The organism is Oerskovia merdavium (assembly GCF_014836755.1).
Lineage (GTDB): Bacteria > Actinomycetota > Actinomycetes > Actinomycetales > Cellulomonadaceae > Oerskovia > Oerskovia merdavium.
On record NZ_JACSQF010000025.1, the window covers coordinates 14261 to 29582 of the forward strand.

Here is a 15322-nt window from a genome sequence, read left to right on the forward strand (position 1 = left end):
GAAGGGGACGCCGGCGTGCGCAGCACGACGCACGCCGGCGTCCCCTTCCGGGGCGCGAGAGACGCCGCCCCGGTCGACGAGAGATCGAGGAGCATCCCATGTCATCGACCCCCACACCGCACCGTTGGTTGCGGTGGCCCGAGGACCGCGCGACGCCGCGCCTCGGCTTCGGAGCGGACTACAACCCGGAGCAGTGGCCCCGCGAGGTGTGGGCCGAGGACGTGCGGCTCATGCGGGCCGCCGGGGTCAACATCGTCTCGGTCGCGATCTTCTCGTGGGCCCGGCTCCAGCCGACGGCCGACACCTGGGACTTCGCCTGGCTCGACGAGATCATGGACCTGCTGCACGCGAACGGCATCGCGGTGGACCTCGCGACCGCGACCGCGTCCCCTCCCCCGTGGCTCACGACGGCCCACCCCGAGATCCTGCCCGTGACCGCGAACGGCGAGACCCTGTGGCCCGGTGCACGCCAGCACTGGCGCCCCACGTCGCCCGTGTTCCGCGAGCACGCGCTGCGCCTCGTGCGCACCATGGCCGAACGCTACGGCGACCACCCGGCGCTCACCGCGTGGCACGTGTCGAACGAGCTCGGCTGCCACAACGTCTACGACTTCAGCGACGACGCGGCCGACGCGTTCCGCGACTGGCTGCGCGAGCGCTACAGCACGCTCGACGAGCTCAACCACGCCTGGGGTACCGCGTTCTGGTCGCAGCGCTACAGCGCGTGGGACCAGATCCTGCCGCCGCGCCTCGCGGCCTCGCACCCCAACCCCACGCAGCAGCTCGACTTCAAGCGCTTCTCGTCCGACGCGCTCAAGTCGTACCTGCGCGCCGAGCGCGACGTCCTGCGCGAGCTGACCCCGGACGTCCCGGTCACCACGAACTTCATGGTCATGGGCGAGACCAAGGGCATGGACTACGTCGACTGGGCCGACGAGATCGACTTCGTGTCCAACGACCACTACGTCCTGCCGGGTGTCCAGGCCCACGACGAGCTGTCCTTCTCCGCGAACCTCACGGGCCACATCGCGGGCGGTCTGCCCTGGTTCCTCATGGAGCACTCGACGAGCGCCGTGAACTGGCAGCCGATCAACGTCGCCAAGAAGCCCGGCGACCTGGTCCGTGACTCGCTGACCCACGTGGCCCACGGCGCCGACGCGGTCTGCTTCTTCCAGTGGCGCCAGTCCCGCGCGGGCGCGGAGAAGTACCACTCGGGCATGGTCCCGCACGCCGGCGAGGACAGCGAGGTGCACCGCACGGTGCGCGAGCTCGGTGCGACGCTCGGCGCGCTGGCCGAGATCGCGGGCTCGGAGCAGGTCCCCGCGCGTGCCGCGATCCTGTTCGACTGGGAGTCCTGGTGGACGAGCGAGCTCGACTCGCACCCCAACAACTCGCTGCGCTACCGCCAGGAGGCCCTCGACTGGTACTCGGCTTTCCTCGCGGCGGGCGTGCGCGCCGACGTCGTCCCGGCACGCTCGGACTTCTCCGGGTACGACGTCGTCGTCGCCCCCGTGCTGCACGTCGTCCCGGGCGCGCTCGCCGAGCGGCTCCAGGCCTTCGTCGAGACCGGCGGCCACCTGGTGACGACCTACTTCTCGGGCATCGTGGACCAGAACGACCACATCCACCTGGGCGGCTACCCGGGCGCGTTCTCCGACCTGCTGGGCATCCGGGTCGAGGAGTTCGCCCCGCTGCTCGAGGGCGAGACGGTCCTGCTCGACGACGGCAACGAGGGCTCGCTGTGGTCCGAGCCGATCACGGTCACGGACGCCTCGGTCGAGGTCCTCGCCTGGTACAAGACCGGCGAGCAGGGCGGGCGCCCCGCCATCACGCGTCGACCTGTCGGCTCGGGCTCGGCGACCTACGTCTCGACGCGCCTGGGCACGGGCCTCGAGCCGCTCGTGCGCTCGCTCCTCGACGACGCGCACCTCCCGGGCGACCTGCCGGCCACGGTCCGCGGCAAGGTCGAGCTCGCGGTGCGCGGCACGGCCGAGTATGAGTTCTGGTTCCTCATCAACCGCACGGCCGAGCAGGTGGACGTCGACGGCGTCACGGGGGACGTGCTCGTCGGCCGACGCTCGGGCGGAGCACCGGACGCGACCGTCGTCCTGGCCCCGCGCGGCGTGGCCGTCCTGCGCCGCCCGAAGGACTGAGGGCACCTCACCGACCAGCACGACCAGCACGACCCCCAGCGTCCACGGACCGGCGCCCGCCGCACGACGGCAGGCGCCGGCCCGTGGCGTGCACGACGCCAGGTTCGCAGAGAAGCGAGAGAGAGGCAGTTCAAGGATGAACGCAGGAGCATCGAGGAGGTGGCTCGCCGCACTGAGCGTCGCCGCCGTGACCCTGAGCTGTGGTGCGCTGAGCGCCACGGCCCAGGCTGCGCCGTCGGGCGGTGTGCTCGCCACGGGCGTGGCCGCGGCCGCGGACACAGGCGCCGCCGCTGTACCCGGCGTGACCGTGCGCCCCGACCCGAGCTATGCCGGCAAGGCGTTCGAGGGCTGGGGGACGAGCCTCGTCTGGTTCGCCAACGCGACGGGCGACTACCCCGACGAGGTGCGCGACAAGCTCGCGGACATGGTGTTCGGTGACGAGGGGCTCAACCTCAACATCGCGCGCTACAACGTGGGCGGCGGGCACGCACCCGACGTCACGGACTACCTGCGCGCGGGCGGCGCCGTCGAGGGGTGGTGGAACGCCCCCGAGGGCACGACCCGCACCGACGTCGACTGGTGGGACCCCGAGGACCCGGCCGACTGGAACGAGGACGCCGACGCGACCCAGCGCTGGTGGGTCGACCGCATCAAGGACGACGTCGACACGTGGGAGACGTTCAGCAACTCCCCGCCCTACTTCATGACGCCCAACGGCTACGTCTCGGGCAGCTTCAACGCGACCGACGACCAGCTCAAGACCGAGAGCATCGACGACTTCGCCGCGTACATGGTGGGCGTGACCGAGCGCCTCGAGAAGGCGCACGGCATCGAGGTCGGCACGATCGACCCGTTCAACGAGCCCAACACCAACTACTGGCGGACCACGCTGAACTCCGCGGGCGAGCCCACGGGCGGGCGCCAGGAGGGCGCCCACATGGGCCCCGCGCTCCAGCAGAAGGTCATCACCGCGCTCGACGCCGCGCTCGAGGGCGCCGACACCTCGGCCGGCATCGCGGCCATGGACGAGACCAACCCCGGGACGTTCACGACCAACTGGAACTCGTACCCTGCCGACGTCAAGGCCAAGGTCGACCAGCTCAACGTCCACACGTACGGCACGGGGCAGCGCACCGCGGTGCGCGACATCGCCAAGGGCGAGGGCAAGCGCCTGTGGATGAGCGAGGTCGGCGGGTCCTGGAGCAGCACGGGGCAGGACTTCGTGAGCATGGAGTCCGGCCTGGGCAGCGCCCAGCACATCGCGGACGACCTGCGCGAGCTCGAGCCCTCGGCGTGGGTGTTCTGGCAGCCCGTCGAGGACTACACCAACATGGCACCGGGCGGCGAGAGCGCCGAGGGCGCGAACTGGGGCGAGATCCAGATCCCCTTCGACTGCACCGCCGAGGACACGCTCGAGACGTGCCCCATCTACACCAACACCAAGTACCAGACGACGCAGAACTTCACGCACTTCATCGCCCCTGGTGACCACCTGGTCGGCGTCGACGACAGCAACAGCACGGCGGCCGTGGCTGCCTCGGGCGATGCGGCCACCGTGGTCCACGTCAACAGCACGACGGCGGAGCGCGCCGTGACGCTCGACCTGTCGGGCTTCGGCAGCATCGAGACGGGCGCGACCGTCACACCGTTCGTCACGAGCACCGCGGGGACCCTCGTCGAGGGCACCCCGGTCGCGGTGGCGTCGGGCGCTGCCACGCTCACCGTCCCGGCGGAGTCGGTCACGACGTTCGTGGTCGACGGCGTCGCGGGGGTCGCGCAGGACGCCTCCCTGGTCCAGGAGGGCCACGTCTACCGCCTCCAGGGTGTCCAGTCCGGCAAGTCCCTCGCCCCCGCGGCGAGCGGCTCGGGCGTCGTGATCCGCACGAACGACGCGGCAGCCTCGGCACAGGTGTGGGAGCTCACGCCGCTCGGCGCCCCCGAGGGCTCCGGGACGCACACGACGCGCTACGCCGTGACGTCCGCGGCGAACGGCAAGCAGCTCGCGGTCGTCCCCGACGGCACGGCCGTCCTGGTCGACGCGGCGACGCAACCCGCGACGACCGCGCAGTGGATCCTCTCCACGACCGGTGACGAGACCTACACGCTCGTCAACGCCGCGAGCGGGCGCGTGCTCGAGGTCGGCGGCCAGTCCTCGACCGACGGCGCCCCCGTGTCCACGTACACCGCGAACTCGGGCCAGAACCAGCGCTGGCGCCTGACCGACGAGACCGTGCTCGGCACGACCCCGGTCGAGGCGTTCACCGTGCCCGGCACCGTCCCGACGCTGCCGACCACGGTCGTCCCCGTCTACCGTGACGGCGCGCGCGGCACCCTGCCCGTGACGTGGGACCTCCCGGCCGAGTCGGCCTGGGCCGCAGCCGGGACCGTCGAGGTCCAGGGCACCGTCACGACTCCCGGTGGCCCCGTGAGCGCCACGGCCGAGGTCGTGGTCGACACCCTGACCACGACGCTGCCTGCTCGTGCCAAGGCCTACGCGGGCGGCACGCCCGTCCTGCCCGCCACGGTCCCCGCGCTCACCGCGGGCGGCCGCCAGGTCGAGCGCCCCGTGACCTGGGAGACCGCCCCCGCGGGTGCGTTCGCCGAGGTCGGCGTCGTCGAGCTCGCCGGGACGGCCGACTCCGGGCTGGGCGAGGTCCTGCCCGCCGCGGTCCGTGTCCAGGTCACGGCAGCCGTCGACGAAGGGGCGACGTCCGCTCCCGGGACGACCGCCTCGGCGACCTTCACCGAGCCGGGCTACTCGGCCTCGGGGATCGTCAACGGCAACACCACGGACAAGGCATGGTCCAACTGGAAGTCCTCCGACAAGAACGCCACCGACACCCTCACGGTCACGCTCCCCGCGTCCCGCGACGTGACGCACGTCGTCACGACGTTCTACCGTGACGGCTCGACCGCGAGCTGGGCCCAGAACCTTCGGGTCCAGGCCCTGGTCGACGGCGCGTGGAAGGACGTGAGCGCGTCGGTCGCGGTCAGCGACGACACGAGCCGCGCCCCTGTGGTCGACGTCCCCGTGGACGTGCGCACCTCGGCCGTGCGGGTCGTCATGACCGCACGCCCCAACACGCACATGGTCGTGAGCGAGGTGCAGGTGCTCGCCAAGGCCCCGGGCACGTCCTCCGACGCGGCGCTCGCCGGCCTCACGGTCGACGGCGAGGCCGTCGCCGGGTTCGACCCCGCGACGACGACCTACCAGGTGCTGACCGAGGCGGGCGCGACGCCCGTCGTGGCCGCGGTCGCGGCCGACCCGTACGCCACGGTCGCCGTGAGGCAGCCCGGCGAGGTCGCGGCCGGATCGACCGCGACCGCCACGGTCGACGTGACGGCCGAGGACGGGACGACGTCGACCTCGACGATCACGTTCGTGACCCAGGTGGACCTGGGGGTCGAGGCGAGCGTGCGCGCCCAGTGCACCGGACGCACCGCAACCCTCTCCGTCCGCGCCCTCAACACCAGCGACGTCCCCCTCGACATCGTCCTCACCACCCCGCTCGGCACCAAGACCTTCCAGGGCGTAGCCCCCGGAAAGTCCGCCAGCCAGACCTTCTCCGCCCGCACCCAGACCCTGACCGCAGGCACCACCACCATCACCGCCACCCGCACCGACGGCACCACCCACATCCAGCAGATCGACCACCCCACCACCACCTGCTGACCCACCCCACCCACCGACCACGGCGCGCCACCCACCCGGGCGGCGCGCCGTCGTCGACCCCGGGCAGGGTCCGCCCCGCGCCCGGCGACCTGGGCGACTTGCCCGCGGTGCCCGATTCACCCCATCCAGGCCGCGACGCGGAGCCGGTCGCGGGTAATACTGAGGCGTGACCGAGGCCCAGGCGATCTTCGAGCTGGTCGAGGCAGGGCTCGGCTCCCCGACCGCCGACGAGTCCTTCGACCGCTTCGCCCGGCTCGCCATGCGCCAGCTCGGCGTCCCGACCGCCGCGGTGTCGCTCGTCCTCGCCGACGAGCAGGTCTACCCCGGCGCCCACGGCCTCCCGGAGGACATCCAGGCGAGCCGGCGGATGCCCCTGACCCACTCGTTCTGCCAGCACGTGACGAACGACTGCGAGCCGCTCGTCGTCCCCGACACCCGCAAGGACAGCCGGGTCTGGGACAACCCCGCGATCCCCGACTTCGGCGTCCTGGCCTACGCGGGATTCCCCATCCTCGACCAGCGCGGACGCGTCGTCGGGACCCTGTGCGCCATGGACGACGAACCGCACGACTGGACCGAGTCGGACCTCGCGACGCTCGCCGACCTCACGGCCGCGTGCACGTCCGAGCTCCGGCTGCGCATCGCGCACGAGCGTGCGACGCGGATGCAGAACCTCGCCATCCAGGCGACGCGCCGCAACCGCCTGCTCCTCATGCTCAGCGAGGCGTTCGCCGACGCGACGTCGGTCCAGGACGTCGGGGAGACGCTCGCCTACGTCGCGTCGTCGGCGATCGGTGCCCGGTACGCGGGGCTCGCGGTCGTCGACCCGTCGCGCAAGAGCCTGACGTACACGAGCATGGACCACCTCGAGCCCGGGCTCGCCCCCTCCTACCGCTACGCGCGCATCGACGACCAGGACCGGATCGTGTCGTTCGTGGCGCGCACCCAGGAGGCGCTCTTCTTCCGCGACCAGGCCGAGGTCCTCGCGGCCTTCCCGTCGGTCTCGGACGCGATCGACGACACGGTCGGCTCCCGAGCGCTCCTGCCCGTGGTCTCGGGCACCTCGCTGCTCGCGGTCGTCTTCCTCGCGTGGGAGCAGGGCAAGGTCGCCGACGACGAGTCGTTGTCCCGCGCCGGGCTCGCGGGGTTCGTCGCGCACGCGCTCGAACGCGTCCGGCTGCTCGAGGAACGGCGCGACGCAGCGACCACGCTCCAGGCCGCGATGCTCACCGAGCTGCCCGACATCCCGCACCTCGAGCTGGCCTCGACCTACTCGCCCGCGACGCTCACGGACCAGGTCGGCGGGGACTGGTACGACGCCGTGGTGCACGACGAGGACGCCTCGGTCCTCATGATCGGCGACGTGACCGGTCACGACATGCGGGCAGCGGCCGAGATGGGCCAGCTCCGCTCGATGCTGCGCACGTTCGCCTGGAGCCACGACGAGTCCCCGTCCGCGCTGCTGCGCCTCCTCGACCGCGCCAACTCCGGGCTCGCGCTGCACGCGAGCGGGACCGCGGTCGTGGCCCGGCTCGACCGCCGCGGGGACTTCTTCGACCTGTCCTGGTCGAACGCCGGGCACCCACCGCCCCTGGTCCTCCGGTCCGACGGGAGCGTCGAGATGCTCGACGCCAGGCCGGACATGATGCTCGGCTTCGTGCCGAACGCTCCTCGCAGCGACCACCTGACCCACCTGGGGCCCGGCGACACCCTGCTGCTCTACACCGACGGTCTCATCGAGCGTCGCGGCGTCGCCCAGAGCACGCGGCTCGCGGGCCTCGCCCAGGCGCTCGTCTCGCTGCGGCACGGGTCGACGCTCGCCCTGCCCAGCGCCCTGGTCCAGCGCCTGGTCGGCAGCGACCAGCGCGACGACATCGCCGTCCTGGCGGTGCGGGTCCGCGCCGCGGTGGACTCGCACCCCACGCCTGCGTGCCCCACCCGGGTCTCCCGGAGCGTCGAGCACACGACCGCGGCGATCTCGCCCACCCGCCGCTGGGTCGACGACATCCTCGAGAGCTGCGGCATCAGCCGCGACCAGCGCCGGACCATCATGCTGCTCGCGAGCGAGACGCTCACCAACGCGGTCCAGCACGCGGTGGGCCCGCTCGAGGCGATCGTCGAGGTCAGCAACGCGCTCGTCCGGGTCGGGGTCCGGGACGGGTCGCCCGACGAGCCGACCCTCCACGACCCCGCACCGCACGAGACGGGCGGCCGGGGCGTCCAGTTCCTCGACCGGTTCGCGGACCGCTGGTTCGTCGAGCACCGTGCGGCGGACGGACCGGGCAAGACCGTCTGGTTCGAGCTCGCACGCGACGACGCCCTCTCCCCTGAACGTGTCGGCGGGTCGCGCTAACGTGGAACACGGCGCGCACAGCCGCGTGCCACGAGAGGACACCATGACCGAACGCACAGCGACCGTCGCGGACGAGGACCTCGGGGAGCTGCTCGACCAGTACCGGTCGCAGCTCACCGGCTACTGCTACCGACTGCTCGGCTCGTCCTTCGAGGCCGACGACGCGGTCCAGGACACCATGGTCCGCGCCTGGCGCTCCTACGACCGTTTCGAGGGGCGCTCCGCGCTGCGCTCCTGGCTCTACCGGATCGCGACCAACGTCTGCTTCGACCACCTCGCCCAGCGCAGGCGCCGGGAGCGGCCCATGGGGCTCGGCGCCGCGCAGTCGGCCGAGGAGCGGAACCTGGGCGAACAGCTCTCGGAGGAGACGTGGGTCGAGCCCATGCCGGACGACCGGGTGCTGCCGCGCGACGGCGACCCGGCGGACGTCGCGGTGGGGCGCGAGTCCATCCGGCTCGCGTTCGTCGCGGCCCTGCAGTACCTGCCGCCCAAGCAGCGCGCGGTCCTCATCCTCCGTGAGGTCCTGCGCTGGCAGGCGTCCGAGGTGGCCGAGCTCCTGGAGACGTCGGTCCCGTCGGTCAACAGCGCTCTCCAACGTGCACGGGCGACGCTCTCCGCGCAGGCTCACTACGGCTCGGGGCCCGGGGCCGACGGCGCCAACCTTCCGTCCGTCTCCGTCGACGACGAGAAGAACGAGCTCCTCGAGAAGTACCTCGACGCGTTCGAGCGCTACGACATGCCCGCGCTCGTGGCGCTGCTCCACGACGAGGCCACGCTGTCCATGCCGCCCTACGCGCTGTGGATGCAGGGACCCGTCGAGATCGAGAGGTGGATGGTCGGTCCCGGCGCGGAGTGCCGCGGCTCGCGCATGGTACCCGTACAGGTCAACGGGACGTTCGGGTTCGGGCAGTACCGGGTGTCACCGGGGGGCGGGTACGACGCGTGGGCGCTGCAGGTCATCGACACCGTGGACGGCAAGGTCACGGGCATCAACGCGTTCCTCGACGTCGAGGCGTGGTACCCGCTGTTCGGGCTGCCGCTCCACCTGGACGCGTAGCCCGCACGGACCGCGGGAGGGCCGGCCGGCGGCCGCCCCTCCCGCGCCTGTCGCGCACCCGTCGTCAGTCGAACGTCTCGAGGAGGAGCTGGCGCTCCGCGTCGGTCAGGTTCGTGGCGATGAGCTCGCCGTGCAGACCGTGGAACCGCTCACCGACGCGGTCCAGGTTGCCGTCCTCGGTCACGGCGAACAGCGCCGAGGTGCCCTCGGTGACCTGCGCACGGATGCGATCGAGCTGGTCCTTGTTGAGCCCCACGGCCTCCATGGACTTGTGGATCGCGCCGAGCGCGGCGCCCGCAGCGACCCCGATCACCGGCACGAAGAAGAGCGCCCCGAACAGGAGCCCCCAGAACGCGCCCCAGCCCGTGCCGCGCCACTCGTCCTCGTGCGTGTGCCGCGTGGTGGGCTTCTTGGCGCCCTCGGGCCAGGTCACGATCGCGCGGTCCACGATCTTGATCAGGCCCTCGGAGGCCGCGTCCCGCAGGACACCGGACGCCACCTCGGCGCCTCCGGGGGTGTCGAACGACCAGACGGTGAAGGTTGCCATGATCTTCTCCTCTCAGGCGAGCAGCTTGGCCTTGGCGGCGGCGAACTCGGCGTCGTCGAGGACCCCGGCCGCCTTGAGCTGGCCGAGCTTCTCAAGCTGGGCCAGGAGGTCGTTCTCGCCGCCTGCGGGCACCGGAGCGGCCGGCGCCTGCTGAGCGGCTTGCGCCTGGGCGGCCTGCGCCGCGTACATCTGCTGCTGCTCGGCCTGCTGCTGAGCCTGGTACTGCTGGGCCTCGGCCTGCTGCTCGGCCTTCCCCTGCTGGTGTCGCTGGACGGCGCCCGCCGTGGCAGATGCCGTCCCGGCGATGACCGCGGTGCGGGCCATCGTCCCCAGGAGGCCGGGGCGTCCTACGCGTCGTAGTGGCATGGTGTTCTCCGTTCGTCGTGCAGTCCGTGTGCGTGCTGTGCTGGGAAGTGCGGTGCGACGTGACTCGTGTCCGCTCAGACGAGCTCCGCGAGCTCGACGATCTCGTTGACGACCTCGGCCGGGATCCGCTCCTGGGCGATCACCGCGGCCCCCGCGTCGCGCACCGCCCCCACGAACTCGCGGGCCCAGGAGTGCTCGACGATCAGCACGAGCGCCGACGTCCCGGGCTCGAGGTTCGCGGCGACGTCGTCGATGTCCTCCTGACCGGCGAGGCCCGAGCTGCCGAGCTGGGTCTCGGTGATGTCGAGCTCGTCACCGAGGTCCTCGACCTCGACGACGTCGATCTCCCCGCCCAGACCCTTGCGGACGACCGTGAGGTCGAGGAGCGTGACGACGTCGGACCCCAGGAGGTCCGCGATCGCGATCTTGACCGCGTCGGGGACGCGCTCCTCGGGGAAGGCGATCGCGACGAACTCGACCGGGCCGAAGGTGGTTGAGGGCATGTGGCGCTCCTTGCTGGTGGGTGAGGTCAGGGCAGGTGGGACGCCGAGGCGGACGCGCGCTCGGCCTCGTCGCCGTGGACGACGAGCGCCCACAGCACGAACAGCCCCAGGATGATCGTGACGATCGACCACCACGGGCTGGCGGGCAGGGCGACGAACTGGGTCAGGACGTTGAGCACGACCAGCACGATCGCGACGAGGCGCGCCCACCCTCGGCCGGAGAGCACCGAGAAGCCCACGATCACGAGCAGGATCCCGACCACGAGGTGGACCCATCCCCAGGTCGACACGTCGAGGACGACGATCCCCTGCTCTCCCAGCCCGACGAGCTTCTCCGGGGAGAACGCCGCGACCAGTCCGCTGATCGCGTTGAACAGCCCGAGCACCAGCAGGACGATGCCCGCGAACCACACCCAACCGACCCATGCCGTGACCTGCGAGGACCGTGCCATGTCGTCTCCTTTGCGCGCGCGTGCTGGTGGCGCCGCGCGACGACGACGTCGGACGGGAGCCCCCAGGGGAAGTCCTGCACCCTGATCGTGGCACCGACGGCGGTTCACGGCATCCGCTGCGCAAAGGGCCTCGCCGCACCACTATGGGTCCATGGAACTGGGATTCACGGGTGGGATCGCCCTGGTCGTTCTGCTCGGGGTCGTCGGCCAGGTCGCGGCCAAGGCGCTCAAGGTGCCGTCGATCCTCCTGCTGCTCGCGCTGGGGCTGGTCGCCGGGCCCGTGACGGGTCTGGTCGACCCGGACGCGCTCCTGGGCAAGGACCTGTTCCCCCTGGTCTCGATGGCCGTGGGCATCCTGCTGTTCGAGGAGTCGCTCAAGCTCGACATGGCCCGGCTCAAGGGCGGGGCGCGGCGCCCGGTCGCGCTCCTGGTGACGGTCGGCGCGGTCCTGACCGGCATCGGCGCCACGGCCATCTGCTGGTGGGTCCTCGACCTGCCGCTGTCGCGGGCCGCCGTGATCGGGGCGATCCTCATCGTGTCGGGACCGACCGTCGTCGGGCCGTTGCTCGCGATCATCCGTCCCAAGCAGCCGCTCGAGTCGGTGCTCGCGTTCGAGGGGATCTTCATCGACCCGATCGGCGCGACGGTCGCGCTCGCGATGGCGAACGTCGCGCTCCACGCCGCACCCGAGCACCTGGGGGCGACGGCGTTCTCCGGGATCCTCACGGGAGCCGTCGCCGCGGCCGTCTACGTCGTGGCCGTGCGCTGGGGCAGGGTGCCCGCCGCGGCCGAGGTCTCGCTCGCGTTCGCCACGGCGCTGGCCACGTACGCGATCGCCGAGGCGTTCCACGAGGAGGCCGGGCTGTTCGCGACGACCACGCTCGGTATCGCCCTGGCCAACCAGCGGTGGGCCCGGATCGAGCCCCTGCACGAGTTCGGCAGCCACGTCGGCCTCCTGCTCATCGGCACGCTCTTCATCCTGCTCACGGCCCGGGTGGACCTCGACGCGCTCGCCACGTACGCGCTCTCGACGCTCGCGATCGTCGCGCTGCTCGTCCTGGTGCTGCGCCCGCTCGTCGCGTCGATCGCGACCACGGGAAGCGTCCTGTCGAGCCGAGAACGCGTCATGGTCGGCTGGATGGCGCCGCGCGGGATCGTCGCCGCCTCGACCGCGTCGGTCTTCGCGCTGCGGTTCGAGCAGGACGGTCAGCCGTTCGAGCAGCTCGTGCCGGTCGTGTTCGGCGTCATCCTCCTGACCGCGGTGATCTACGGGCTCACGGGGCCGTGGGTCGCCGCGCGCCTGGGTGTTCGGTCCGAGGGGCCCGAGCACCTGGACGACGACGGGGTACCGATCGCCCAGGTCCAGGCCCGCGGGTGACCTGACCGGGCGGGGTGGCTCGCGCGCACCGTGCGGCCGCGCACCTTCCTGCCCGACGGCGTGGGCTCACCTCGCGCGACGCTGCGTTCGCTACGTTCGGCCCATGACGAGCGACGCGACCACCCCGGCGGCACCCACCGGTCCGCCCTCCCCGCCGCCCTCGGCCACCGCGGCGAGCGCCCCGCGCGACTTCGTCGCGCTCGCCCCCGACGACCCGCGCAAGCCCCCGCGCTGGCTCCCCCGGGCCCTGCTCATGATCGTGGTCACGGTCTTCGTCGGCATCTTCGCCTGGTACGCGCTCGGCACCCTCAAGAGCCTGGGCGTCAACATCCTCATCGCGTTCTTCATCGCGCTCGCGCTCGAGCCGATCGTGGTCTGGCTGGTGCGCCACGGGTGGAAGCGCGGCGGGGCCGCCGCCACCGCGCTGCTGGGCGGCCTGGTCGTCGTGACCGGCATCTTCGCGCTCTTCGGCAACCTGTTCGTCCAGCAGCTCGTCCAGCTCGTCCAGTCGATCCCGGCGCTCTACACGGACATCCAGGAGTTCGTCCAGGAGCGGTTCGACATCGACATGCCCAGCTCGGACGACCTGCTCAAGCAAGGATTCAACGCGTTCGGCGAGGACGTCGCGTCCGGTGCGCTCGTGGTCGGGACGACGATCGTCGGAGGCATCTTCGCGTTCCTCACGATCATGCTCGTCACGTACTACCTCCTGGCCGCAGGGCCCAAGTTCCGTGCCGCGATCTGCCGGTGGCTGACACCGAACCGTCAGCAGGAGGTCCTGCGGCTCTGGGAGATCACGCAGGTCAAGGTCTCGGACTTCATCAACTCGCGCATCGTCCTCGCCGCACTGTCGAGCGTCTTCACGTTCGTCTTCCTGCTGATCCTCGGCACCGACTACGCCCTGCCGCTCTCGGTGTTCGTGGGCGTCGTGTCCCAGTTCGTCCCGACGATCGGGACGTACATCGGCGGCGCGCTGCCCGTGATCGTCGCGCTCACGTCGCAGGGGCTGCCTCAGGCCCTTGCCGTCCTGATCTTCATCGTGGCCTATCAGCAGCTCGAGAACCTCTACTTCTCGCCCAAGGTCTCGGCCCGCGCCCTCGAGATGAATCCCGCGGTGTCGTTCGTCGTCGTCCTGGCGTTCGGAGCGGTGTTCGGTGCGCTGGGCGCGTTCCTCTCGCTCCCGATCGCCGCGACGATCCAGGCCGTCGCCAACACCTACCTCCAGCGCCACGAGCTCGTCGACTCGCACATGCTGCACGACCCGGGTCACGGGAAGGACAAGCCGACCGACGACGACGGGGAGGGCGACAGCGGAGTCGCGCGACGCCGTCGGGCCAACAAGAAGGCCGCACGCGACGCCGCGCGCACGGTCGACGAGCGCCACGCCGACGGCATCGAGTAGCACCGCGCAGGACGGGCCGCTCCCTCGAAGGGAGCGGCCCGTCCTGCCGTCCGGCTAGGAGTTCGCCCGGCGCCGGCGGACCGTCACGAGCGTCCCTCCGAGGAGGACCAGGAGCAGCGCCCCCGTGAGGATCGCGGCGACGTCCGCTCCGGTGACCGGCAGGCTCGACGGCGGAGCCGCGGAGACGGGCGGGACCTTGTGCGTCGTCGTGCACGAGACGCACCCGCCACCCGGGCCCGGCGTCGCGACGTTGGTGACCGTCACGCCGTGAGCGCTCGACGAGAGCTTGACCTGGTAGGAGATCGCGACCGTCGCGCCCGCGGTCGCGAGGTCCGGTACCGCCCAGGTCAGCGTCGTCCCGGAGAGGGTGGCCCCCGGCGGCGGCGAGACCAGGGTCCCGTACGCCAGGACCTTCGACAGGTCGTCCCTGACCACGGCCCCGCTGACCAACGCGTCGGTCGTGCTCGTCACGGTCAGCGTGTAGGTGATGACGCTGCCCGCCTCGACGGTCGAGCCCGTCACCGGGTCGCTCGTCTTGGCGAGCGTCCACGCGGGCGTGACGTGCGACGTCGTGCGGCAGTCGACCTCGGGGTCCACGACCGCGAGTGCCGCAGGTGCGGCCGCCACGGCGGCAGCCGAGACGTCGGCCGCGAGGGTGGTCGCGTCCGTGACGAGGGCCGACACCGACGGCGCCACCTCCGGCTCGGGCTCCGGCTCGGGCTCGGGCTCGACGCACGGCTCGGCCCCGGGGGCCGTGACGACGTTGGTGAGCGTGACACCGTATGCGCCGTCGGCGACCTTGACCTGGTAGGTGATCGTCTCGGTGTCTTCCAGGTCCCCGATGGTCCAGGTCAACGTCGTGCCGGCGAGCGACGCCGCCCCGGACGACGCGTCGATGCTTCCCTCGACGAAGGTCGCGTTGTTCAGCACCTGCGAGAGGTCGTCCGTGACGACGACCTGCGGGTCGATGCCCTCGCCCACCTTGGTCGCGGTCACCGTGTAGGTGATGACGTCGCCCGGCAGGACGGTCGCGCCGCTGCCCGGGTCGCTCGACTTCACGACCGTGAACGGTGCCGGGACGTCGTCGTTGACGATCGTGCAGACGATCGTCTGCCCGACGCCGACCTGGACCGTCCCGTCCGTCACGGTCACGGGCGTGGCGGCTCCGCCGTCGATGCCGGGGATCTCGCACGTCCAGTCCGACGCCTCGTATCCGGCCGGGCCGCCCGTCTCGGAGAGCGCATAGTCACCGACCTCGACGTCCGCGCCCGTGACTGCGGAGTCACCGCTCACGCCGCTGAGCGGCGTCGGTCCGTCGGCCTCGAGCGTCCAGTCGGTGGGTTCCGCCGAGCCCCCGTCGTCGTTGACGACCTCCTTGACGAGGGTCAGTGACGGCTGCTGGGCAGTGTTGAGGATCGTGCAGGTGACGTCGTCGCCC

The 15322-nt window shown here is 71.8% G+C and carries 11 protein-coding genes; 6 read left to right on the forward strand and 5 right to left on the reverse strand.

Annotated elements, in window-relative coordinates; genetic code table 11:
- Positions 1–98: 98 nt before the first annotated feature.
- From H9641_RS18100 to H9641_RS18115, 4 genes are all read left to right on the forward strand, one after another.
- Positions 99–2153: a beta-galactosidase gene (locus H9641_RS18100; RefSeq protein WP_191805804.1), complete on the forward strand. Its 2055-nt coding sequence runs from the start codon at positions 99–101 to the stop codon at positions 2151–2153.
- 136 nt (positions 2154–2289) lie between these two features.
- Positions 2290–5826 (forward strand): RICIN domain-containing protein, encoded by a 3537-nt coding sequence (locus H9641_RS18105; protein WP_225220688.1) that lies wholly within the window; start codon positions 2290–2292, stop codon positions 5824–5826.
- Between the two features lie 166 nt (positions 5827–5992).
- Complete coding sequence (locus tag H9641_RS18110) at positions 5993–8179, forward strand: SpoIIE family protein phosphatase (protein WP_191805805.1); 2187 nt, start codon at positions 5993–5995, stop codon at positions 8177–8179.
- Positions 8180–8222: 43 nt separating this feature from the next.
- A complete protein-coding gene (locus H9641_RS18115) occupies positions 8223–9236 on the forward strand; it encodes a sigma-70 family RNA polymerase sigma factor (RefSeq protein ID WP_191805806.1) in 1014 nt (337 codons plus the stop codon).
- Positions 9237–9300: 64 nt separating this feature from the next.
- On the opposite strand, the gene H9641_RS18120 is transcribed toward H9641_RS18115, so the two are convergent.
- The 4 genes from H9641_RS18120 to H9641_RS18135 form a co-directional block, all read right to left on the reverse strand.
- Complete coding sequence (locus tag H9641_RS18120) at positions 9301–9783, reverse strand: DUF1269 domain-containing protein (protein ID WP_191805807.1); 483 nt, start codon at positions 9781–9783, stop codon at positions 9301–9303.
- Positions 9784–9795: 12 nt separating this feature from the next.
- Complete coding sequence (locus tag H9641_RS18125) at positions 9796–10149, reverse strand: SHOCT domain-containing protein (RefSeq protein ID WP_191805808.1); 354 nt, start codon at positions 10147–10149, stop codon at positions 9796–9798.
- Between the two features lie 74 nt (positions 10150–10223).
- A complete protein-coding gene (locus tag H9641_RS18130; protein WP_191805809.1) occupies positions 10224–10652 on the reverse strand; it encodes a DUF6325 family protein in 429 nt (142 codons plus the stop codon).
- A 26-nt stretch (positions 10653–10678) separates the two neighbouring features.
- Complete coding sequence (locus tag H9641_RS18135) at positions 10679–11104, reverse strand: DUF7144 family membrane protein (RefSeq protein ID WP_191805810.1); 426 nt, start codon at positions 11102–11104, stop codon at positions 10679–10681.
- A gap of 151 nt (positions 11105–11255) precedes the next feature.
- Here H9641_RS18135 and H9641_RS18140 point away from each other — a divergent pair, with 151 nt between their 5' ends.
- Complete coding sequence (locus H9641_RS18140; protein WP_191805811.1) at positions 11256–12482, forward strand: cation:proton antiporter; 1227 nt, start codon at positions 11256–11258, stop codon at positions 12480–12482.
- A gap of 103 nt (positions 12483–12585) precedes the next feature.
- Positions 12586–13884 carry an AI-2E family transporter gene (locus tag H9641_RS18145; protein ID WP_225220689.1) on the forward strand — a complete coding sequence of 433 codons (1299 nt, stop codon included), beginning with the start codon at positions 12586–12588 and terminating at the stop codon, positions 13882–13884.
- Positions 13885–13938: 54 nt separating this feature from the next.
- On the opposite strand, the gene H9641_RS18150 is transcribed toward H9641_RS18145, so the two are convergent.
- On the reverse strand, positions 13939–15322 hold a 1384-nt coding region (locus tag H9641_RS18150), incomplete at its 5' end, for a DUF7927 domain-containing protein (protein ID WP_225220690.1).